Source organism: Heliobacterium chlorum (genome assembly GCF_014502795.1).
In the GTDB taxonomy this organism is placed as follows: domain Bacteria; phylum Bacillota; class Desulfitobacteriia; order Heliobacteriales; family Heliobacteriaceae; genus Heliobacterium; species Heliobacterium chlorum.
The window spans coordinates 556016-577909 of the sequence record NZ_JACVHF010000001.1 but is presented as its reverse complement, the minus strand read 5'-3'; the positions used below and the strand labels follow the sequence as shown (position 1 = coordinate 577909).

Here is a 21894-nt window from a genome sequence, read left to right as displayed (position 1 = left end):
TTTGTACCCGTCTTATAGCTTTCTTCCACGTGGTATGGACTTTTTCCTGCCTAACCTCATTTGTGCTTACCCAAAAAAGCGTTTCATTCGACTGAACAAACGGGAAATTCCTCCAACAGGTTCTTCTTTAGGTGGTAAATTACATATTGTAGCTGCCAATTGAGAGACAGCCTGAGAGGCCGATGACCGATCATTCTGCAAATAGAAGGGTTTTTGGGCTTTGACTGCCTTTGCCACGAGTAAATCTTCGGGGATATAACCGAGAACCAGTATTTCGCGGTGCAAAAATTGACGAACAGCCATTTTTAATTTTTGTGAAACGCTGTCTCCCTCGTTCCTGCTCTCCACACGGTTGATGACGACAGATATCGCCTTGCCGGGCTGCATGGCTTCAACCGATTTAATCAATCCATAAGCATCGGTGATGGCTGTCGGCTCCGGAGTTGTGACGACGAGCAGTTCGTCAGCAGCATATACAAAGGAAAGAACGTTTCTGGAAATTCCAGCGCCTGTATCGATCAGCAAAATGTCGACGGTCCCATCGAGGATAGAAAAGCCCGTAATAAATTCGTCTAACGCTTCTTTACTTAAGTTGGCTAGTTCGGCAATCCCAGAACCACCGGATATAACTTGTAATCCTTTTGGTCCTTCATAGATGACGTCGGCCAGTTTTTTCTGTCCGCCGATGACATGATACAAATTATATGGAGGAACCCTCCCCAAAACGACATCGATATTGGCCATCCCCATATCCGCATCGAGCAGAAGAACCCGCATCCCGTAATCCCGTAAAGCCAAGCCCAGGCTTAGGGTGATATTGGTCTTTCCGACGCCCCCTTTTCCACTGGATACGCAGATCACCCGCGTAGGCGGCAGGTGACCCATGATCTCCCGCTCCATTGTTTGCCGCATATTTTGCATCATCAGGCGGAGTTTTTCCGCTTGGTCTTTCATAAGCTTGTCTCTCCGTAGATCAGATTGGCTAACTTCTCTGGATTGGCAATTTCAATATCATCTGGCACATTCTGACCTGTGGTGATATATGAAAGAGGTGTTCCGGTGGCATAAATTACATTTAAAATCGAACCATATTGATTAGTTTCATCGAGCTTTGTGAGCAAAAACCGGTTAATTTCAAACTTAGAGAAGGAATCGACGATTCGAATCAGGTCCTTATACTTGGTGGTTGCCGAGAGCACAAGGATAATTCTGCTTGGCTGGCTCGCTTCTACAAAGGCAGAAAGCTCTTCTAATTGAAGTTCATTTTTATAACTTCTACCGGCCGTATCGACAAGCAGGAGGTCCTTGTCACGGTTTCGTTCAATCGCTTCTCGTAAGGCCGGCGGGGTAAAGACCACTTCCACCGGTACGCCGATGATATCGCCAAAGGTTTTTAGTTGCTCGACAGCGGCGATTCGATAGGTATCAGCCGTAATCAAGCCCACTTTACGGCGGTTGACAATAGAAAATGTAGCCGCTAATTTGGCGATGGTTGTCGTTTTGCCCACACCGGTAGGTCCCACCATAAGGAATACTTCAGGCCCTTGATTGTCGTCAGATATCATAACAGACTGAGGCGTTCCTACCATCTCTTGGATCTCTAGAAGGACTAAATCTTTGACGACAGCAGGGTTCCAATCGGTTCGCCCTTTATGCTCATCATATACATCTTCGACGATTTTTCGTGCGACGCTTTCATCGACATCATTGTCTATCAACCGCTTATAAGCGACAATCAACTCATAAGGTAGATTGGCATCCACTTCTTGAAGACGCCCTAAGATCTGCCCCATTAGCGTTTTCATTTGATTCAGTTCTTCACCAATGCCGCTGTTTGTGGGAGAACTAACGTGCGTACTTACGGTTGATGTTAATGGCTTCTCCGACACAGGGGGAGGTACGTTTTCGGCGATCCGAGGCGGCTCTTGCAGGTTCGCATTCCCGTTCCCAAAAAGTTGCTTGTCAATCGATACGGGCTGGTCAAGTCGAATATCGAATTTCTCACCGCTACTTGGAGCCGGATCAACTTTCTTTGTTTTTGGCAGTGAGATCGATTTCTCTTTGCCTTGGTCTTTCGGCAGAACCAAGGTATCTTCCACTGCACCCGTGATTTCCACCATTTCCCTAGCAAAAAAGCCGAAGAAACCACCTTCTTTTATTTTTCGGGTGTGGAGGATAATTGCGTCTTTTCCCATCTCGGCTTTCATCTTGTTCATGGCTTCTTGCACGGTTGAAGCGACAAAACGTTTGACCCGCAAAGTTTATCTCACCATCCCTATCGTTTGAACCTCAAGTTGAGTTCCGATTTCATTATAGGATAGAACAACCAATTGAGGTACAGCCCTTTCGGTTAATCGCTTGAAATACAACCGTACGATCGGTGCACATAAGATGACCGGTTGATATCCCATTTGTGAAACCCGTTCTACTTCTTTTACCAAAGCGGAGATCACTTTTTGGGCTTCCATCGGATCCATCGCTAGATAGGTGCCGTGTTCCGTTTGTTGAATCGACTCTCGAATATTATTCTCTAAAGCGGGATCCAACGAGATGACCGGCAATTGATTCGTTCCCGGCAGAAGGTAAGATTTCACGATTTGTCGAGACAAGGCTTGGCGGGCATATTCAATTAAAACATCTGTGTCCTTGGTCAACCGGGCATGGTCAGCCAGGGTCTCCATAATCGTAACCAAATCTCGAATAGGCACACGTTCTTTTAGCAATCCGGCGAGGACTTTTTGTAAATCACCTAAAGATAACAGATCGGGTATGAGTTCAGAAACAACGGCCGGGTGAGTTTGCTTGACATGATCGAGAAGCCCTTGAACATCTTGACGACCCAGTATTTCATAGGCGTGGGTTTTAATCACTTCTGTCAAGTGTGTTGCTACCACGCTCGGCGGATCTACGACAGTGTAACCGGCCAGTTCTGCTTGATCTCTCAGTTGGGGTGTAATCCACTTCGCCGGCAATCCAAAGGCAGGTTCTCTTGTATCGATGCCCGGTATTACGCCGTCATCAACTCCCGGTGCCATGGCCATATAGTGATCGATCATGATTTCCCCGTTAGTCACTTCTACACCTTTGATTTTGATGGTGTAGGCGTTCGGTTTTAACTGCATATTGTCACGCAGCCGGATCGGGGGAACGACCAAACCCAATTCCAAAGCACATTGCCGACGAATCATGATGACGCGGTCGAGAAGATCGCCGCCTTGTTGAACATCGACCAGAGGTATTAGTGCGTAACCCATTTCCAATTCCAGAGGATCCACATTGAGCAAGGATACGACGTTTTCTGGTTTTTTAATCTCTTCGATCTCTTGTTCCTGGGCTTTTTCAATTTCGGCAATGGCAGTTTCTTTATTGGTTCTATCCATACGGTATCCGATAAAGCCAAGTACGGCTGCCATCGTCAACAAAGGGATCGGCGGCAGTCCGATGATGCCGAGTACCACCAATACACCGGAGGCAATATAGAGGGTACGGGGATAGCCAAATAGCTGGGACAATAGATCTTGCCCTAAGTTGGCTTCCGAAGCAGCTCGGGTGACAATGACGCCTGTAGCCGTTGAGATGAGTAAGGCGGGAATTTGCGTGACCAACCCATCGCCAACTGTTAAAATCGTATATTTCATCGCTGCTTGGGTCATGGATAAGTTCTTCTGCAAAAGACCGATGAAGAATCCGCCGAAAATATTGACAAACAAGATGATGATGCCGGCGATCGCATCGCCTTTGACAAACTTGACAGCACCATCCATCGCACCGTAAAAGTCTGCTTCACGCTGGATGTCTTTTCGGCGCTTTTTAGCTTCACTTTCATTGATCAACCCGGAGTTTAAGTCCGCATCGATTGCCATTTGCTTACCGGGCATGGCATCCAAAGTAAACCGGGCGGCCACTTCGGCGACACGTTCGGCGCCTTTGGTAATCACAATAAACTGGATGATCACCAATATTAAAAACACAATAAAACCGACAACAGGACTCCCACCGAGCACAAACGTTCCAAACTTCTCAATCACTTGTCCCGCATATCCGTCCAGCAGCACTAATCGCGTCGACGAAACGTTTAAGGCCAAACGAAATAGTGTAGTGATCAACAGCAGCGTCGGAAAAACGGAGATTTCCAAGGCGCCCTCAATGAACATTGTCGCGAGCAATATCAATATGGCGATGGAGATGTTAAATATCAAAAGCATATCCAAAAAGACAGGCTTTAAGGGGACGATCATCATGACCACAGTGGCCAACACTGCAATGGCTACACCGATGCCTGCGAGGTTATTCGATTTTGCTTGAGACTGTGGTCCAGCCATGATGACACATCCTTTCCGAGAAAATAGTCTCTCTTATTTGAATTAAGCTTTCTTTTTCTTAAGTCGGTAGACGAAGGCAAAGACTTCTGCAACGGCCTGAAACAGTTCTGCAGGAATTGCTTGACCAATCTCTACTGTCCGGTATAAGGCCTGTGCCAAAGGTCTATCTTCCACAGTAGGAATCCCATGAGATTGAGCGATCTCTTTGATTTTTAATGCTACGTAATCTTGCCCTTTGGCAATCACGACCGGAGCAGTCATCAAAGCGCCTTCGTATTTTAAGGCAACGGCAAAGTGGGTCGGGTTCGTAATGACGACATCTGCCTTAGGCAATTCCTGCATCATCCTACGCATTGCCGCTTCCCGCATGCGTTGCCTGATTTTGCCTTTGATTAAAGGATCCCCTTCAGACTGTTTGTGCTCATCTTTAACTTCTTGTTTGGACATTTTTAATGAATCTTCATGGCTGTACCACTGAAACCAGTAATCTAGCCCGGCGACGATAAGCAGCAACAGAGCGACTCGCAATCCCACATCGTAGGCAATTTCAGAAACGGCAGCTACCGCCGTATTAACATCGGCTCCAAGTAACGTAGGAAAAACATAGAGGTGTTTATCGATCGCTGTGTAAGCAACATAGCTTATGATCGTCACTTTTAATAAAGACTTAATTAGTTCCACAAGCGATTGTTTTGAAAACATCCGTTGAAGTCCATTTAGTGGGTTTAACTTGCTCCAGTTCATCTTTATGCCTTCAAAAGAAAACAAAAAGCCCACTTGCAGGTAACTGGCCAAGATACCGGCGGTTAACGCCACCAGCAAAAAGGGTGCTACCAGTAGTAAAGCCCGAAAGGCAACATCGAGTCCGGTTGACATGACCGTCACGGGACTTATATTTTCCTGTGAAAATGTACTTAAATAGTACATCATTATCCGCTCGAAACCATCGATGGTTTGAATACCAAAATACTTCAGTGCCAAAAATGAAAATAATAAAGAAAAAGCAGTGTTTAACTCGGTGCTTCTAGCGACTTGACCTTTCTTCCGCGCATCAGCGCGACGTTTTGCCGTCGGTTTTTCTGACTTTTCTCCAGAGAACCATTGCAGATCCCATTTCAGCACCGGCGTCATTCCTTTTTTCAGCCTTAGGGGCTAAGGAGTCTAAGAAAATCGTGGACGTTGGAAAAACTGATCTCATAAAGACGGTTTAGGCCTTCCACATAGAAAGGGAGGATAATCCACAGAAACGCGATGCCGACGAGAATTTTCACCGGGACGCCGACGACAAAGAGGTTCATCTGCGGTACCGTGCGAGAGACGATTCCCATAGCGATGTCATTAATTAAGATAACACCGATGATCGGCATGGCTAATTGAACACCGGTCAACAAGACACTGCAAACTAATCGAGTCATAAAATCTGCAAGTTGACCTGAATGGGCCAGCGTCAAAGCAGTTCCTCCGACTGGGATCATGTGAAAACTGTCCATCAAGGTTTTTACCAGTAAAAGATGGCCATCATAGGTGACGAAAAGCAATAAGGCCAGGATTTGTAGGAATGTACCTGTCATCGGGACTTGCGTCCCCCACATGGGGTCCATAATATTGACAATACCAAAACCAAGCTGAAGGTCGATGATCTGTCCGGCGGTCAATATGGCCGCATAAACGAGTTGAAGAATAAAACCGATGGAAAGACCGATGACGATCTCCTGAAGCAAAATCAGCACATAACTGACTAAATCTGTAGGAGGAACAAATAAAGAGCTCGTTGGAAGAGTTAACATTACGATCAAAGAGAGAAGAAAAGAAAAGCCGATCTTGACGGTTGTACTTATACCGGGAAAGTTGAATATTGGTGCCAAGACGAAAATACCGGCAACACGACTCATCATCAGCAACAACAGATCGAGCTGATTTAACCAACTATTGATGATGGCTTCCACCGTTCTTTTCCTCTCTATAGGGGTTTCATAATTTTATCGGATGAAGGTGTATTGATTCAAAGAGCCTAATAATTGGTCTGTGTAACGCATCAACTCTTGTAACATCCAAGGACCGAAGATCATGATAACCAGCAAAACGGCAATGATCTTCGGTACAAATGTCAATGTAGCTTCTTGAATTTGGGTGGTTGCCTGAAAAACACTGATGATCAAGCCAATCAATAAACTGGCTCCAAGAAGTGGTGCTGATATCAGTAAAACGGCTACCAAGGCATCTCGTCCAAGTTGAATGATCAGTTCAGGAGTCACCGTAAAGCCCCCTCTTCTTTTACTGGTAGCTCAGGATCAGTGATTTCACGATGAGATACCAACCATCCACCAGCACAAAAAGAAGGATTTTGAAGGGAAGCGAGATCATCATAGGCGGCAGCATCATCATACCCATCGACATGAGGACGGAACCGACGATCATATCTATGACGATGAACGGCAAGTATATCACAGCACCAATTTGAAAGGCCGTTTTTAATTCACTGAGAATAAAAGCAGGGATAATGGCTCGCGTAGGGATATCGCCATAAGTCTTCGGTTGTTCTACATTCGACATATTGACAAAGAGTGCTAAATCTTTTTCCCGAGTTTGTTTCAGCATAAACTCTCGCAAGGGATATAGGCCCTTATCCAAGGCTTGCTCTTGGGAGATCTGACCATTTAAATAAGGTTGAAGCGCTTGATCATTGATGTTGCCCCAGGTCGGAGCCATGATAAAAAAGGTTAAGAATAAGGACAAACCAATCAGTATTTGGTTCGGCGGCATCGTTTGCAGAGACAAGGCTGTTCGAGTAAAATGCAAAACGACTAGAATCCGAGTAAAGCTGGTCATCATGACCAGAATCGACGGCGCCAGGGACAGCACGGTGAGCAGAAACAATACTTGCAAGCTCTTAGACATTTCCGTAGGATTATTCGTCGAATCCACCCCGATGCTCACTGTGGGGATAGGGATGGGAGCAGCGACTGCTTCTGAAACGACGCCTGTCCAGCATATCAGTAACAGGATAGCCGTCAATATGATGAAGCCTCGGCGCTTCGAGGACTTCACAAGCGGTTCTCCCCTTCCCTGTTTCCGTCTTGATTTGGAAATTGCTCTCGTCGCAGCCTATTCAATTTATCAATCTGTTGCATCATTTCGAGATGAAAAGATTGTTCTGAGGCTTCGGAACGTTCTTTCCCCGTCGTCTTCTTGATTAAACCGAGTACCTCTTCGAGGAGTGATTTTTGTTGTGCTTCCGTCTGGGATTGACGTATTGAATCAATCATATTTTCGTCGGTAATTTCCATGATCGGTTGAATCGCATGGTCTGTAGCACCGATGACAAAAACCTTGCCGGCAATTTCAGTAACATAGATATTTTTGTTCGGTCCGAGACTGACTTGGTCTAATACGGCAAGCCAATTTCCTCGGCTCGGTACCTGGAAGCTTCGCTTCCAAAAACGGACGACTCCCCAGCCGACCCCACCAAGTACAACCAATGTGAGGAATAGGCGTAAGAGTAAATCACCTGTCCCTGGCATTGTGCCTGACTTATCGGACGCAGCGACTGATTGGGGACCGTACTCTTTATGTTGAATATCGCCGTTATTGGCGTCATCGGCCAGTGCCAGGTAAGGAGTACTCAGTAATGCAAAAAGTAGACCAAAAAACGCCAGGCCGCCGAGCATCCGGCGGCCAATACGCCGATAAACGTTCATAAGCACCTCCCCTTCCCGGGTATGGGGGGAGCAGGGCAACATCAACCCGGGTTTATCCTAAGGCTTTTCTCACTGCTTCTAAAACGCGATCCGGTTGAAAGGGTTTTACGATAAAGTCTTTCGCTCCCGCTTGGATCGCGTCAATAACCATGGCTTGTTGACCCATGGCACTGCACATGATAATACGTGCGCCGGGGTCTACACTCCGAATCGCGCGGACTGCGTTAATGCCGTCCATCTCAGGCATAGTGATATCCATCGTCGTCAAGTCGGGACGGAATTCTTTCCATTTTTCCACGGCGATAGCACCGTTTTCTGCTTCGCCGACGACTTGAAACCCGTTTTTTGTCAAGATGTCTTTGATCATCATGCGCATGAAAGCGGCGTCGTCTACAATTAAAATCCGGTTTGACATTACTCTCATCCTCCGTTTATTGTAAATTACCTAATCTTTCGATGGGGCTAACGATGTCCGTAATGCGTACACCAAAGTTTTCGTCGATAACCACAACTTCTCCCTTGGCAACCAATTTACCATTTACCAGTATGTCTACCGGTTCCCCGGCGAGTTTATCAAGTTCGATGACCGAACCGGGCCCTAAGTCTAAAATATCTCGAATCGTTTTTTTAGATTTGCCTAGCTCAACAGTAACCTGAAGTGGAACGTCCATGATCAGGTTAAGGTTGGTCATGTCTTTGCCGCCCCGTTGAGGTTGCAATGGGGCGAATTGAACCGGATTTACAGGCACCGGCGGAGTTTGCGGGGGTTGGGCGTAATTAACGGGCTGTTGTGGGTACATACCCGGAGGAGGTCCGTAGTAAGCCGGCGGCTGCGTTGGATATCCGTATCCCGGCGGCGGGCTTCCATAGCCAGGCGGTGCTGCGGCAGCCATCGGTTCGGCGTTGGGCGGGTACGAAGGCATCGGCGGAGCTGGAGGTGGAGCCGAGGGGCTCGGAGGCGGAGGCGGCGGAGCATAGGCAGAAGACGGAGGTGGTGCCGCCGCCGGCGGCGGAGCGCTGGAAGAGGGAGAATCATTCATGTCTCCCATCAATCCTTGTACTAAAGCCTTGGCAAAGGGAATGGGATAGATTTGCATCAGTTCGCTGTCGATAAGCCCTTCAATGACCATACGAAAAGAGACTTTTACGATAGGATCTGTTTCTGGCTGAGGTAGCATTTCGTTCGCTAAATCGATGGTATTTAACGATGGAGGTGAGATATCGATCTTTTTCGATAGCATTGTCGCCATCGATGTGGAAGCAGAACCCATCATCTGGTTCATAGCTTCCGATATGGCACTGAAGTGGATTTCATTCAGTTCAGTCGGAGGCGCCATGCCATCGCCGCCCATCATCAAGTCGACGATGATAGCTACGTCCGACTCTCTGATGATCAAAACGTTATTTCCTTCCAAACCTTGTGTATAATGTACATCCACGACCACAAAGGGAGAAGGATATTCCTTCTGAATGGCTGCTTTAGTAGTCACAGTCACCCGAGGAGTGGTTATGTCCACTTTTTTCCCTAGTAATGTGGATAGCGTCGTAGCTGCCGTTCCCATAGAGATATTGGAGATTTCTCCAATCACGTCTCTATCTAAATCACTAAAGTCTGTAGTGACTTCCGAAGAAGGTGGCGGCGCCTCTGGCTCACTGGGGATATCTGCTCCTCTGAGCAGTGCATCGATTTCCTCTTGGGAAAGGACGCCGCTACTCATCATCTATCTCAACTCCTTTGTCGAAGGTCGAGGTGATTTGGATTCCCACTTTGGAGCCCATGGTTCCCGGACGTCCGTAATACTTTGTCCGTTGGCCGATGAGAACTTCCAGTTCGGAGGAAGCTTTGTTTTCCAGTTGAATAACGTCACCCATTTGCAAATCGAGCAGTTCGCTCACAGTCAGGGTTGTACGTCCCAGCAAAACGCTGATCGGAATTAAAGCCCGTTCCAGGCGGGTGCGAAGAGCCGCCAGTTGTTCTGCTGTTCGTTCTTTTGACGCATTGGAAAACCAAAAATGAGCACTGAGTTTACTGATAATCGGTTCCAGTAATATATAAGGAAGGCAGATGTTGATCATTCCCTCAACCTCACCGATTTTGCAAGACAAGGTAATGACAACGACCATTTCTGTTGGAGCCACGATCTGAATAAACTGGGGGTTGGTTTCAATCATTTCTAACCGCGCTTTTACCTGCGCGATGTTATCCCAAGCTTCGGTAAAGCTGTCCAACATACGCCGTGTTGTTCGCTGAAACACTGATTGTTCAATTTCGGTAAGACCTCGAACTTTGTCTGGAGGTTGTCCAGGACCCCCAAAAAGACGGTCGATAACTGAGAAAGCGATATTCGGATGAACCTCCATGATTCCATTGCCGTTCAATGGATGCATGGTAAAAATGTTTACAATCGTTGGGTTCGGAATGGAGCGAATGAATTCCTCATAGGTCAATTGGTCTAGAGACTGAACTGATATTTGAACCAACGTACGCAGGTGAGCCGCAAAAAACGTGGTCAGACTACGACAATAGTTCTCATAGATAACTTGGAGAGTATGAATTTGGTCTTTGGAAAACTTGTTCGGTCGCTTAAAATCATAAACACGAATTTTACTAGCCAAATCGTCTTTGACATCTTCCGCCGTTACTTGACCGCTGGCAAGGGCAGCCAAGAGAGCATCAATCTCTGCCTGGGACAGAATGTCACTCACGTTCTACCCTCACCTCCAAAATTATAAGTCCCGCTGTGGGTAGAACTATTGGTAAACAATATCCGAGAAATATACATTGCGAAATCTGTCAGCCCCAAACTGTTTGTTGAGCGCAATCAATATTTCCTTTTTTACTTTGTCCCGGCCTTCATTTGTCTGTAAGTCTTCTACCGTTTTTGAACTGAGTATGTTTAGGATTCGGTCACGAATGATCGGCAGTTGTTCTTTTAATTCGGCTAGTTTTTTCTCATCTTTCTTTTCTTCGTTCAGTTCCATCGTTACTTTTGCTTTAAGAAACCGCTTTCCTCCTGGATCGGCCAAGTTCGTAGTGAAATCACCGATTTCAAAGAGGACTCCCGGTGTTCGCACAGCCTGCGTTTTGTTCGTAGCGGATGTGCTGGGACTGACAAAGTAATAAAAAACCCCCACGGCGATAATGGCAGCGGCAGCCAGAACCGCAACCACGATAACGATCAACTTTACGTTCATAGGTTTTTTTTGGGGGGCGTTTTCGGTTTCAGCCATCCGGAAAAACGCTCCTTCCTCGTATATGAGTGTTACATTAAAACCAGCTTACAGCTTTCATTACCCATTATATATTGATTCGTGATCTTCCTGCTAGCTCCTTCTTTTTGTCAACGTTTACATTTGCTCTAAATCTTTGTTTCGACCCGAACAGGCTAGCCGGTAGGCAATGACTTTTGCGATGATTTCATCCGTACTATCGAGCACGACCAGTTTTTTTCCTGTCGTCAAGGTTACTACGCTGTCAGGGGTCGATTCTATCGTTTCGATCAGTTCAGCGTTAACTACGAGTTCCGTCTTATTTAGACGGCTTAGCTTGATCAATAACATCCCCCTCTTTAGAAAAAGGGCGGGTGGGGTTGGTTTACCTAACCCGCCCGCCAGCTATCCTATCGTTTCAAATTCACCAACTCTTCCAACATGGTATCAGAAACTGTAATGATACGGCTGTTCGCTTGGAACCCCCGTTGGGTGGTGATCATATCGGTAAATTCCTGGGACAGATCGACGTTGGACATCTCCAAGGCACCTGGTTGAATGGCGCCACGGCTTCCGCTTCCCGGTGTCCCTGTGTTCTCCATACCGCTGTTATTCGATTTGGTATACAAGTTTGAACCTGCTTTTAGCAAACCGGCAGGGTTGGAAAAAGAACTAACGGCAACTTGTGCCAGGGCTAAAGATTTACCATTTGAGAAAACACCGGTCAATGCTCCTGACGAGTCAATTGCATAGGACTTCAACGACCCGTCGGCATAGCCGTTTTGATCCAACTTGTCGGCAGTCGTCTCCGAAGCAAACTGGGTCATTTTACTGAAGTCTATATAGAAGTTAGTATCATTTTTTGCGCTCGGGAATACAAAAGCTGCGCTGTAAACTTTAGCAGACATGACTTTGGCAGAAGTTGTACCGTTTTTATAGTTAAAAGGAACAGTGGTTACGGCACTAAATGATTTATACGTACCATCGTTGTTGAAACGCAAATTACCGGATATTAAACCGGATATATACCCAGTTCCATTACCAGATTTAATTTTAGCATTTACTGTCCAGTGATTCGGGTCGCCGGCAGAACTAACATTTTTAAACTGAACGACTAAATCGTGTTTACCACCCTGGGAATCATACACTTCTACCGTCTTCTCAATCGCGTTCGTTTTTCCGCTTGTGCTTCCCAGGTTTCTAAAGAACTCAACACGATTCGTTGCGTAGGCTTTCATGTATTGTTTATCTTTGAGGTTGATTTCCACTGGGGCTTTGGTCGTATCAATCGCTCCGGTGGGATCTGCCATATAGCCCATGACTCTCATCCCATTGTCTGTACGGACAAAGCGATACTCGTTGTCTAGATCGAAGTTCCCTGCACGGGTGTAGTACTGGGTACCTCCGTCATCAAGCAAAAAGAATCCATCTCCATCGATAGCTAAATCGGAGTTTTTCCCGGTCCCTTGGACACTCGTCGCCGTCGGAACCATTTCGATGGTCGCCACATTCATACCTAGACCGACCTGCATAGGGTTTGTACCGCCTCGTCCGCCATCATCACCGGAAGAAGCTCCGCGAATGGTTTGGTTGAGAGTATCAGAAAAGGTAACCCGGCTTTTCTTAAAGCCGACTGTGTTCACGTTAGCAATGTTGTTGCCGATGACATCCATACGAGTCTGGTGATTCCGCAAAGCCGTAACTGCGGAAAAGAGCGAACGCATCATAAGTAAAGACCTCCCCCTTTCGGGTATTTGCCCGGATGGCTGTTTCCATCACTCCACAGCCAAGGCTTCCTCATCAGAGGTCCAGCCTGTCAATCCGGTACGATGACTGCACTGTCGATATTGGTAAACACATTGTCCTTCATGGCCGACCCATCCACTGCCGTGATGACTGTTCGGTTTTTAATCGAAACGACCAAGGCCATATCCTTCATAAGAATAAGAGATTCCCTAGCTCCTCTTTGACTCGCCTTGTCCACGGCCTCGTTCAGTTTGCTAATCTCAGCATCATCGAGCTTGATGTTACGCTGTGTAAGCCGCTGTAAAGCATGCGCAGAAAATTTTAGGGCTTTTTGATCGAGGATTTTTTGGAAAGATTCCTCGGAAGCCTTGGCATTGGGATGGGGAGTAATCCCGGTTACCGGCTTGCCAATTCCGGGCATTAACGGTTGTGGATAGACGATACGGGTATCCACGGCCGGTGACCTCCTCATCTGTTTGATGTTTAAGCGATTTGGTTAATTTCACCGAGGTAAACATTGCGGCTCTTTGTTACGCCATCTTGGCTGTATTCCACTTGCAGGATGGGAATACCCTTCTCGATTTTAACGGCCTTAACAGTACCATGAATGCTTTCCGTAACCTCTTGTCCATCAGCATTTGTGACCGGTTTTCCTGCTTCATCAAGCTTAGCGACAGTAGCGTCTACCGTTTTTCCTGTGAAACTGACCGATTGGAAAATGAGATTATCCATCTGTAAGTTCTGTTGTGTAGAAAATAGATTACTCATGTTTTTAAACATTTCTTCTTGGGATGTTTTTAACTCCGTAAACCCCTCAGCCATGTTCTTCATTTGCTCTAATGCACTGAACTGGGCCATTTGAGCAATAAACTCTTTATCCTCCATCGGTTGCATGGGATCTTGATACTTTAGTTGGGTAACGAGAAGTTTCAAAAAATCATCTTTGCCTAAACTGTCATTTGTTTTCCGTTGAGTCGTTGAACCCGTTTGATTCTGGTAGACCGGACCTGTATTTTCAATCGGGCTAGCCACTGGGTTTCGCCTCCTTTTATCGGTTCTTCCATTTTCATTTTAGGCTAAAAATTCGACGGTCGTATCGTCCTGATTGTATCTCCCGATTAGGTTTTGTTTTGATTCTTGACCCAACTCAACCTCTGCCTCTACAGTTCCCGTGTTGGATGAGTAAGGTCGGCCGTATTCATTTTCCTGACTCCAGCTCGAAGGATTGGAGGACCCTCCCTGCTGTTGAGAGTTTAGATTTTGATTTCCTACAGACACTTCTATACGGTCAAATTTTAATCCCTGTTCTTCCAAAGAGTGCTTCAACTCCGGCAGATTGGATTCAAGCATTTGACGTACTTGCGGATTTTCCGCGGAAAAACGGACCGACACAATACCTGAATCTATAGACAAACTGAGTTGCATTTTTCCTAAGACTTCTGGCTTTAATTGGATTTTTAATTCACTGCCACCGCTTTTTTTCAACAGCTGAGTGTTTTCCACCATTTGGCGAAACACTTCTTGACGAGATGCTTTTACATCCTCTTTGCCTGCTGCTTTGATGAAAGCGGAGAAATCGTTAGTCGTTCTGGAACTCACACCTTGCCCATCGGGTTGACGTGAAAAAGGGTCTTCCTTCCCTGCTATCGCTCCATTTTGGGTCATTTCGTGAAAGAGGTCAGATTGCTTTTGGCCTCCGGAAAAACTTCCCGCCTGCTGCCCGTTACCCGTAACGACAGCGGTGACCCCGGATAACTGTGATCCTTGACTTTGATTCGTCTGTTGTCCATCAACAGTAAGTTGCATGTCTCTGGGCATCGCCTCACTCGATTTGGCATCGTCAGTTGCCGTTTTTCTCAGTTGAGCGATCAAAGACAGTTGATTCGGACTCACATTCACCCGGTTATCTATAACAACTACCTGGTTATCGGACGAATCCCTTTGAGCTTCCTTCGACGCGGCGAGGTTCAAATCAGTTGTCGATCCTGTTTGTGATGGAACAGATCCTTGTTTCATCAATGTGGCTTCATCTGCATCAGTTCGAGGGATCAGTTGCTGGCCCTGAGAAATAACCTCTATTTGTGCAGCCTGTTTCCCCTGTTCTCCAGCCGTTGTAACTGAAGTAGTGGTCTGTGCAGTCGAATCAACAGGATTGACCGAATCCTGTGTAAGAGCGCTTTTTTTGACATCATCGGGAAGCTTGTTTAGAAGTGCCAGAAGTTCGCTTGGAATAGAAGAATCACTAGACCCTTCTTTTGTTTTTTCCGGTTGAGAAGCGTCCTGTTCATCGCTCACCGCAACGTCCCGACTCTCAGAATTTGTTTTCTCCTTAGACTCTGTTTCTGCTCGATCCACTTCGTTCGACCTGTCCTGCCTTGTCTCTTCCGCTGCGTCCTTTTGGTCTTGTGCAATTTCTTCTGCAGAGACTTTTTGAACATGGTTCTTTTGTTGATTCGATGACTGTGATTTCGTCGATTGGGCTTGCTTCAATTGCCTTTGCGGATCCGTTGCAGATGATTCCGACCTATGGCTTGAAACATTAGGTTTGGTATTGCTGTTGCTATGCAGCTGTATGTATTTATTCAATTGATAACGGTTGGAATAGCTGGATGCTTCAAAAGCTCGAACAGGATCGTATTTAGCGTTCTGTAATGTTCCGTACCTACCATCAGTGATGGATGGCATGATGTCCTGCAGAAAACTACCAAAGACTTTTCCCGACGCCGTCGACGTACCCTTCGCTGTAGATTCTGCGGAGGCATTCGAAAGAATGGATCGTGTGACCTCAATCGATGAGATATCTGCCATAGATTCACCTCCCTGAGTTCTCTTTCCTTGACCGATTCTGCTTAGGGCTTACTGGCATCCCCCCTTTCAAATGAAGTAGAAAGGATATTACACAGTTCGCCCCATTAAAGCGACGAGGCGAGCCGCCCGTTCCGGATTGATGGAAGCCAGTTCGGAAAGGATCTTTCCGGTAGCCGTTTGATCCATTTCACGAAGGATCGATACGCTGATGTCATCAGGCAGTTGTTCAATGACGGCAGCAGCATCTTCCACCTTCATGGCAGCCAAGGACTTGCCGATATTTTGATAGTTGGCTTTGGACAGTTGACTACGCTTTAAATCAGCATCAGCCTTTCGGCGTGCTTCCTGATCTTCCCCACCCGTTGGCATCGTCAACCGGGCGGCACGAACAGGATCTAAAGCTGCCGTTATTTTTGCGGCTACATCTACGTCCATTTGATCGAGCAAGCTGTTAACGGTATCGTCGGGTAAGTTCTCCATAATTTTGGCGGCACTGGCCGGTTTCATAGCAGAAAGGCGCTCAGCAAGTTTTTGTGTGTCTAGTTTTACGCGGTTATCTTTATCAATTTGATTTTTTATGTCTGTGAGTTGTTTCTCCAAGTCGGCTTTTTCTTTCAAAACCTGGCTGTCTTGGGCAATGGGTGTCGTCGATTTAGATTGTACTTCTGCTAATTTCGCATCCAAGTCAGCTTTTTCCGCTTCCAACTGTGCGATGCGAGCTTCTTCGAGGGTTTGCTGGGAACCTTGCTTTGCAGGGTCACTCTTAGGTATCATCGTTCCCACAACAGGGATTTGACGGAGGTAAGGGGTGATATCGATAGCTCCGACAGTCTGTGCCGCCGCCAAGGCAGCTAGAAGCATAACAGGTACTGCCAATATGAAGAACAGTTTCAGATTGGACATCCCTTGTTTTTCCCGACTATCTACCTTTTCAGGCACTTTCTCCCCTCCTATCCCTGTGTATTTTCATTGCGAATATATCGACTGAGTGCCAGTTCATCAAGGACTTTTTGTTCTTCCCTCAGAATCTCACGTTGATAATCGGCCAGATGTTTTTCTCGCAACTTTTCTAGTATTTTGCGTTCACGCATCGTTTCCATCAATTGCTGCCGTATCTTGGCAAGTGTGTCCCGTTCCGATTCAATTTCCGAAATCTGACAGCTTTCTAGTGACTTGAGTTTAAGCCAAAATTGATTAAAAAAAAGCCTCGCTTCGACATCAAAAACTGCTCCAGGAGTGGGACGAATATTTTCGATAGCTTCGGCCATTTTTTTTTGCGTTTCCCGCAGTTCATACTCAAGTCCTTCAATGACTTTTTGTTGTCGCTGCAGATCTCCTTTGAGTATATCTTCTTGACGCAATTTTAGACTTAAGGCTGCTTGTAACTTAAATCGAAAGGGTTTCATCGAACAAAGATATCCTTAATCTGCTGCACCGATTCTGAAAAAGGAACTGACTCATATATATCCTGCCGTAAAAAGGAGCGGCAGGCTTCAATTTTATCAAGGGCGTAGTCGATTCGTGGGTTGGCCCCTCGCTGGTAGGCTCCAATATCGATCAGGTCTTTGGCTTCGCGGTATGTAGCCAATACCTGACGCAATTGGGCAGCTACGTCACGGTGTTCTGGTTCGATCAACTCGATCATGACACGGCTCACACTATTGAGTACATCAACAGCTGGATAATGGTTTTGGGCCGCCAAATCTCTCGAGAGAATGACGTGTCCATCTAAAATCCCGCGAACAGCATCAGCGATCGGTTCATTCATGTCATCACCGTCCACAAGCACCGTGTATAGCCCAGTGATGGTTCCGCTGTGAGATGTACCAGAACGTTCCAGCAATTTTGGCAGAAGAGCGAAAACGGAAGGTGTATAACCTCGCGTTGCTGGCGGTTCACCGACGGCCAATCCAACTTCCCGTTGGGCCATGGCAAAGCGGGTCACTGAGTCCATCATCAGCATGACATCTTTGCCTTGGTCTCGGAAGTACTCCGCGATAGCAGTTGCCACAAAAGCTCCTTTTAACCGAACGAGTGCCGGTTGATCGGAGGTGGCGACGACGACGACTGACCGGGACAACCCCTCCGGCCCCAGATCTTTTTCGATGAACTCTCGGACTTCCCGCCCCCGTTCACCGATTAAACCGATGACATTTATGTCAGCCGTTGTGTTCCGGGCGATCATTCCCAATAGAGTACTTTTACCGACACCGGAACCGGCGAAAATGCCCATCCGCTGACCTTTACCACAGGTCAAAAGGCCGTCCATCGCTTTAACTCCCAAAGAAAGGGACTGTCGAATCCGCTGACGGGTCAACGGATTGGGAGGGTTGGCCATGAGGGGATACGTTTCGTCTACCGGAAGAGGACCTAACCCATCCATCGGATTTCCCAAACCATCAAGAACGCGACCGAGAAGGGGATACCCGACAGGGATTTTCAGTTCGTCACCTGTAGCTAAGACTTGAGAGCCAGGGCCGATGCCGGCCATGTTCCCCAGGGGCATCAGTAAGGTCTTTTTTTCCCGAAAACCAACCACTTCGGCTCGGACCCACTCGGTTTTCGATTGCGTAGATACGAGACACAGTTCTCCCAAGTTCGCACTGGGACCATCTGACTGGACGACAAGTCCGATGACTTGGGATACTTTCCCGTTCATACGAACAGGGTCCATGTTGCGTATCGCTTGCATGTATTTTTGCATCGCACCATTCCCCTAGCTGTGCATGACTTCACGAATCACTCTTGAGACTTCTTCCAACTGCGCCTCTATCCGTGCGTCTACATAGCCATGGCTGGTATCGATAATGCAGCCACCGCGGTCAACTGTTTCATCCATTTCCACAGTCAACGAGCGCAACCCTTTGATTAAGCGCATCAATTCAGGTTTGGCTGATTGAACAAGTGGATAGTCTTGAGGATGAATTTTTAACACAACTGCACTCATGTCTCGAACTTTGTTTATCGCGTTCATTGCGATATTCAACACTACATCAGGTTTATTCGCGATCTCGTATTGCAAAATTTTTTCGGCAATCTGGATAGAAAGCTCGACGATCTCTGGCTCTTTGCTATTTATATAGGTAAGTTTAGCTTGTCGGGCCGCTTCTGCCTCCTGATGTGCTTCGTCGATGATTGCTTCGGCTTGACTCTGTGCTTGTTCAACAGCCCTTTTGTAGCCTTCCTGGTAGCCCAGTTCTGCTTGGGATCGCCGCAGTGTATCCACTTCGTGCCCAGCTAAACGAGTGATTTCTTCTGCTTGTCGATTTGCTTCAGCGAGGATGGCATTGGCCTGTTCTTTTGCCTTATTTAAAAGATCTTGGACAGCCAAGCGAGTCTCTTCCATGATACGTTCTGCCTGTTCTTCCGCCAGTTGAACCGGATCGATCGTTTTCTCTGGCTCAACCTCAGGAAGGATCTCCTGAGGTTGAAATGTAACGGGCAGAACTTCTAAATACTTGGGCGAGTTAGTTCGAAGGATCGATGACTTGATAACCTTAGACAATCAATTCATCTCCTCCGCCGCGAGCAATGACGATTTCACCGGCTTCTTCCAGCTTGCGTATTACGTTAACAATCCGTTGTTGAGCTTCCTCTACGTCACGGAGGCGGACAGGGCCCATGAATTCCATATCTTCACGCAGCATTTCACCAGCTCGTTTGGACACGTTTTTGAATATTTTTTGAACCACTTCTTCGCTGGAACCTTTGAGGGCGAGAGCCAAATCTTTCGTATCCACTTCCCGCAAGACCTGCTGAATGGAGCGATCATCCAGCATGATAATATCTTCAAAGACAAACATGCGTTTCTTGATCTCTTCTGCTAATTCGGGATCTTGAATCTCCAGAGCTTCCATAATGGATTTTTCTGTACCGCGATCGACCCGGTTGAGCATTTCGACCACAGTGTCGAGACCGCCGGCACTGGTATGCTCTTGAGATACGAGTGAAGATAATTTCCTCTCTAAAACCATTTCCACCTCGCGGATAACTTCCGGAGAGGTACGGTCCATCAGGGCAATACGACGAGCGATTTCCGCCTGCCGTTCCGGAGGGAGCGCTGACATGATGATCGAAGCTTGATCCGCATTTAAATAAGCTAAAATGAGTGCAATCGTCTGGGAGTGTTCCGATTGGATGAAGTTAAGCAGTTGCCCCGGATCAGTTCGACGGATAAATTCAAAGGGCCGAACTTGCAGCGACTGGGTCAGCCGATTGATGATCTCAACGGCCTTTTGCGGACCTAAAGCCTTCTCCAAGACTTCCTTGGCGTAGTCAATCCCACCAGAGTTGATATACTCCTGCGCCATGAACAACTGGTGAAATTCATCAAAGACCATATCGCGATTTTCAGGTAAAACTTTGCGGATATTGGCGATCTCGAGGGTCATCTGCTCAATCTCTTCTTCCTTGAGATGCTTAAAGATCTTGGCTGACTTCTCAGGGCCTAAGGAAATAAGCAAGATAGCCGCTTTTTGTTTTCCAGACAGTGCCGATTTGGCAGTCACAACATCACCTCGAGTCGTCTGTTAGCCATGTTTTCAATACACGAGCGATAGCTTCCGGATCAGAATCGGTCAACTGCTCGATCTGTTCACGCATTGCCAACTTTTCTTTTTCTTCCGGCGTCAATTCCAACTCCGGCGGAGTAGGAACAGGTGTTTCAAAGGCCAAAGAGGGGATTTCGTCCGGTGCTGAGGCTGGCTTACGACGAGCCATCATCCTGCGGCCGAGTAAGACAGCTCCGATAACAGCAGCCAAAGCAAGAACGGCTGCACCAATCATCAAGTAACGTTGAAAGGATTTTTCAGACTCTGCCAGGCGATTCATCTCATCAACGGCTGACGATCAAAGGGTATCCCGACGACGCTGATTTGTTCGACCCGTGCGGGCGGTTGTTGACCTGCTACAACGGGGTCGATCGGGTATTTAATGCCAACGGCCTGGGCTACCGCTTTTTCCAACTGCTGCGTCTGGTCAGGTTCTAAGGTCCGGTTCACCATTACGGAAACGCTCAACCGTTTTACTGAACCAGGAGGTGTCACTGTGTGAGTTTCTGTTTTCGGTATTTCGTTATTGACGATATTGTCTGATTTGTTATAACTGCTCGTACCGTTATTTGTCGTTTGTTGTGTCGGTATATTCGCACTTGTCCCCGGAGTTCCCGAGGCGGTAGAGCCTTGACCAGTCTCCGTCGTCTCACGGGTTGAGACGGGGACCGGTTTGCCTAATCGCGTATCGGTCACCTCTTGTTGAGAAAAGTCTAATTCGGTGGCCACTTTTACGACAGCATTTCCGGCACCCAAGGCACGGTTCAGCATATCCTGGGCTTTTTGTTCCAGGTGGGTTTCATAATCCTTTTTGGCCTGCATCTGGGCTCGGGTCAGACCGTCTACATTGATTTTATCGGGCCCTGTCGCGGTAAATAATCCCTCCGACAAAACATTGCCCGAATTGTCGACGACAGTCACATTTTCCGGTTTTAGTTGTTTTACACTATGTGAAACCAAATGGATTATGCCTCGGATTTGCTTCTCATCCAATTCAGTATACGGTTTCAAAATCAACATGACCGAAGCCGTCGCATCAGTCGCTTTGTCTTTGAACAAGGAATCGGCAGCCGGAACGATCATCACTCGCGCGTTTTGCACTCCCGGTATGTTTTGGAGGGTGCGGGCCAGTTCGGTTTCGGTGGCCACCTTTAAACGAATATCTTTTTCCTTTTCGGTTTCACCAAACCGGCTTTCGTTAAAGGACTCATATCCCCAACCGGTTCCCTTTGGAAGGTTCGCAGCAGCCATTTCGAGTCGAAGATTGGCCTGGTCTTTTGATGGGACCATAATGGTCTTCCCGTCATCAGAAACAGTAAAGTCCGCTTTTGCCTCCTGAAGTTTCGCCCGAATGGCACCGGCATCAGCCGGCTCAAGGTTCGTAAACAGAGGCACATAGTCGGGCCTTCCGGCCAAATAGACAAAAGCAACCAGTGAGATCAGAATAGCTGCAAAAGCGCCCGCCATGATCATCTTTTGCTGGCGAGAAAAGCGACCCATCAACTCATTCAATTGGCTGCGCAACCGTTCTATCATATCATTCATGTTTCAGCAGCCCTT

At 47.1% G+C, this 21894-nt stretch carries 24 protein-coding genes; all 24 read right to left on the bottom strand.

The genetic code is table 11. The features are described from left to right. Window positions 1-66 precede the first annotated feature (66 nt). Window positions 67-954, bottom strand: a complete 888-nt coding sequence (locus H1S01_RS02765) for a MinD/ParA family protein (protein ID WP_188038544.1) — start codon at window positions 952-954, stop codon at window positions 67-69. Beyond that, window positions 951-2258 carry a flagellar biosynthesis GTPase FlhF gene (gene flhF / locus H1S01_RS02760; protein ID WP_188038543.1) on the bottom strand — a complete coding sequence of 436 codons (1308 nt, stop codon included), beginning with the start codon at window positions 2256-2258 and terminating at the stop codon, window positions 951-953. Before flhF ends, H1S01_RS02765 begins: the two co-directional genes overlap by 4 nt. A gap of 3 nt (window positions 2259-2261) precedes the next feature. After that, on the bottom strand, window positions 2262-4322 hold the full coding sequence (gene flhA, locus H1S01_RS02755; protein ID WP_188038542.1) for a flagellar biosynthesis protein FlhA: 2061 nt from the start codon (window positions 4320-4322) through the stop codon (window positions 2262-2264). 42 nt (window positions 4323-4364) lie between these two features. After that, the gene (flhB, locus tag H1S01_RS02750; RefSeq protein WP_188038541.1) at window positions 4365-5453 is read right to left on the bottom strand and encodes a flagellar biosynthesis protein FlhB; all 1089 of its coding nucleotides are present in this window, start codon (window positions 5451-5453) and stop codon (window positions 4365-4367) included. A 14-nt stretch (window positions 5454-5467) separates the two neighbouring features. Next, window positions 5468-6268 carry a flagellar biosynthetic protein FliR gene (fliR, locus tag H1S01_RS02745; protein ID WP_188038540.1) on the bottom strand — a complete coding sequence of 267 codons (801 nt, stop codon included), beginning with the start codon at window positions 6266-6268 and terminating at the stop codon, window positions 5468-5470. A gap of 33 nt (window positions 6269-6301) precedes the next feature. Then, on the bottom strand, window positions 6302-6577 hold the full coding sequence (gene fliQ, locus H1S01_RS02740; protein WP_188038539.1) for a flagellar biosynthesis protein FliQ: 276 nt from the start codon (window positions 6575-6577) through the stop codon (window positions 6302-6304). A gap of 19 nt (window positions 6578-6596) precedes the next feature. Next, entirely contained in the window at window positions 6597-7220 is a 624-nt protein-coding gene (fliP, locus tag H1S01_RS02735; RefSeq protein WP_207732163.1) for a flagellar type III secretion system pore protein FliP, read from the bottom strand. Between the two features lie 146 nt (window positions 7221-7366). Then, window positions 7367-8020 carry a flagellar biosynthetic protein FliO gene (locus H1S01_RS02730; RefSeq protein ID WP_188038538.1) on the bottom strand — a complete coding sequence of 218 codons (654 nt, stop codon included), beginning with the start codon at window positions 8018-8020 and terminating at the stop codon, window positions 7367-7369. Between the two features lie 52 nt (window positions 8021-8072). Then, window positions 8073-8435, bottom strand: a complete 363-nt coding sequence (locus H1S01_RS02725) for a response regulator (RefSeq protein ID WP_188038537.1) — start codon at window positions 8433-8435, stop codon at window positions 8073-8075. A 16-nt stretch (window positions 8436-8451) separates the two neighbouring features. Continuing rightward, window positions 8452-9741: a flagellar motor switch phosphatase FliY gene (gene fliY / locus H1S01_RS02720; protein WP_341479013.1), complete on the bottom strand. Its 1290-nt coding sequence runs from the start codon at window positions 9739-9741 to the stop codon at window positions 8452-8454. Continuing rightward, the gene (gene fliM / locus H1S01_RS02715) at window positions 9731-10726 is read right to left on the bottom strand and encodes a flagellar motor switch protein FliM (RefSeq protein ID WP_188038536.1); all 996 of its coding nucleotides are present in this window, start codon (window positions 10724-10726) and stop codon (window positions 9731-9733) included. Before fliM ends, fliY begins: the two co-directional genes overlap by 11 nt. 45 nt (window positions 10727-10771) lie before the next feature. After that, window positions 10772-11251 carry a flagellar basal body-associated FliL family protein gene (locus H1S01_RS02710; protein WP_188038535.1) on the bottom strand — a complete coding sequence of 160 codons (480 nt, stop codon included), beginning with the start codon at window positions 11249-11251 and terminating at the stop codon, window positions 10772-10774. Window positions 11252-11368: 117 nt separating this feature from the next. Beyond that, on the bottom strand, window positions 11369-11575 hold the full coding sequence (locus tag H1S01_RS02705; RefSeq protein WP_188038534.1) for a flagellar FlbD family protein: 207 nt from the start codon (window positions 11573-11575) through the stop codon (window positions 11369-11371). A 65-nt stretch (window positions 11576-11640) separates the two neighbouring features. Beyond that, window positions 11641-12957, bottom strand: a complete 1317-nt coding sequence (locus H1S01_RS02700) for a flagellar hook protein FlgE (RefSeq protein WP_188038533.1) — start codon at window positions 12955-12957, stop codon at window positions 11641-11643. An 89-nt stretch (window positions 12958-13046) separates the two neighbouring features. Next, complete coding sequence (locus tag H1S01_RS02695; protein WP_341479012.1) at window positions 13047-13430, bottom strand: TIGR02530 family flagellar biosynthesis protein; 384 nt, start codon at window positions 13428-13430, stop codon at window positions 13047-13049. A 29-nt stretch (window positions 13431-13459) separates the two neighbouring features. After that, entirely contained in the window at window positions 13460-14008 is a 549-nt protein-coding gene (locus H1S01_RS02690) for a flagellar hook capping FlgD N-terminal domain-containing protein (protein ID WP_188038532.1), read from the bottom strand. Window positions 14009-14047: 39 nt separating this feature from the next. After that, complete coding sequence (locus tag H1S01_RS02685) at window positions 14048-15784, bottom strand: flagellar hook-length control protein FliK (RefSeq protein ID WP_188038531.1); 1737 nt, start codon at window positions 15782-15784, stop codon at window positions 14048-14050. 87 nt (window positions 15785-15871) lie between these two features. After that, the gene (locus H1S01_RS21840; protein WP_188038530.1) at window positions 15872-16723 is read right to left on the bottom strand and encodes a magnesium transporter MgtE N-terminal domain-containing protein; all 852 of its coding nucleotides are present in this window, start codon (window positions 16721-16723) and stop codon (window positions 15872-15874) included. An 11-nt stretch (window positions 16724-16734) separates the two neighbouring features. After that, window positions 16735-17190 (bottom strand): flagellar export protein FliJ, encoded by a 456-nt coding sequence (gene fliJ, locus H1S01_RS02675; RefSeq protein ID WP_188038529.1) that lies wholly within the window; start codon window positions 17188-17190, stop codon window positions 16735-16737. Further along, entirely contained in the window at window positions 17187-18488 is a 1302-nt protein-coding gene (gene fliI / locus H1S01_RS02670; protein ID WP_188038528.1) for a flagellar protein export ATPase FliI, read from the bottom strand. Before fliI ends, fliJ begins: the two co-directional genes overlap by 4 nt. A gap of 12 nt (window positions 18489-18500) precedes the next feature. Then, complete coding sequence (locus H1S01_RS02665) at window positions 18501-19289, bottom strand: FliH/SctL family protein (protein ID WP_188038527.1); 789 nt, start codon at window positions 19287-19289, stop codon at window positions 18501-18503. Beyond that, window positions 19282-20292, bottom strand: coding sequence for a flagellar motor switch protein FliG (fliG, locus tag H1S01_RS02660; RefSeq protein WP_188038526.1), 1011 nt, complete (start codon window positions 20290-20292; stop codon window positions 19282-19284). Before fliG ends, H1S01_RS02665 begins: the two co-directional genes overlap by 8 nt. A gap of 4 nt (window positions 20293-20296) precedes the next feature. Then, window positions 20297-20614: a hypothetical protein gene (locus H1S01_RS02655; protein WP_188038525.1), complete on the bottom strand. Its 318-nt coding sequence runs from the start codon at window positions 20612-20614 to the stop codon at window positions 20297-20299. Next, window positions 20611-21879 carry a flagellar basal-body MS-ring/collar protein FliF gene (gene fliF, locus H1S01_RS02650; protein WP_188038524.1) on the bottom strand — a complete coding sequence of 423 codons (1269 nt, stop codon included), beginning with the start codon at window positions 21877-21879 and terminating at the stop codon, window positions 20611-20613. The genes H1S01_RS02655 and fliF overlap by 4 nt, the downstream gene beginning before the upstream one ends. Between the last annotated feature and the right edge of the window lie 15 nt (window positions 21880-21894).

Bases quoted from the DNA above. Each gene is read 5' to 3' on its own strand.
- H1S01_RS02765 (WP_188038544.1), bottom strand. From the start codon at position 954: ATGAAAGACCAAGCGGAAAAACTCCGCCTGATGATGCAAAATATGCGG.
- flhA (WP_188038542.1), bottom strand. From the start codon at position 4,322: ATGGCTGGACCACAGTCTCAAGCAAAATCGAATAACCTCGCAGGCATC.
- flhB (WP_188038541.1), bottom strand. From the start codon at position 5,453: ATGACGCCGGTGCTGAAATGGGATCTGCAATGGTTCTCTGGAGAAAAG.
- fliP (WP_207732163.1), bottom strand. From the start codon at position 7,220: ATGTCTAAGAGCTTGCAAGTATTGTTTCTGCTCACCGTGCTGTCCCTG.
- H1S01_RS02730 (WP_188038538.1), bottom strand. From the start codon at position 8,020: ATGAACGTTTATCGGCGTATTGGCCGCCGGATGCTCGGCGGCCTGGCG.
- H1S01_RS02725 (WP_188038537.1), bottom strand. From the start codon at position 8,435: ATGTCAAACCGGATTTTAATTGTAGACGACGCCGCTTTCATGCGCATG.
- fliY (WP_341479013.1), bottom strand. From the start codon at position 9,741: ATGATGAGTAGCGGCGTCCTTTCCCAAGAGGAAATCGATGCACTGCTC.
- H1S01_RS02710 (WP_188038535.1), bottom strand. From the start codon at position 11,251: ATGGCTGAAACCGAAAACGCCCCCCAAAAAAAACCTATGAACGTAAAG.
- H1S01_RS02700 (WP_188038533.1), bottom strand. From the start codon at position 12,957: ATGATGCGTTCGCTCTTTTCCGCAGTTACGGCTTTGCGGAATCACCAG.
- H1S01_RS02685 (WP_188038531.1), bottom strand. From the start codon at position 15,784: ATGGCAGATATCTCATCGATTGAGGTCACACGATCCATTCTTTCGAAT.
- fliJ (WP_188038529.1), bottom strand. From the start codon at position 17,190: ATGAAACCCTTTCGATTTAAGTTACAAGCAGCCTTAAGTCTAAAATTG.
- fliI (WP_188038528.1), bottom strand. From the start codon at position 18,488: ATGCAAAAATACATGCAAGCGATACGCAACATGGACCCTGTTCGTATG.
- H1S01_RS02655 (WP_188038525.1), bottom strand. From the start codon at position 20,614: ATGAATCGCCTGGCAGAGTCTGAAAAATCCTTTCAACGTTACTTGATG.
- fliF (WP_188038524.1), bottom strand. From the start codon at position 21,879: ATGAATGATATGATAGAACGGTTGCGCAGCCAATTGAATGAGTTGATG.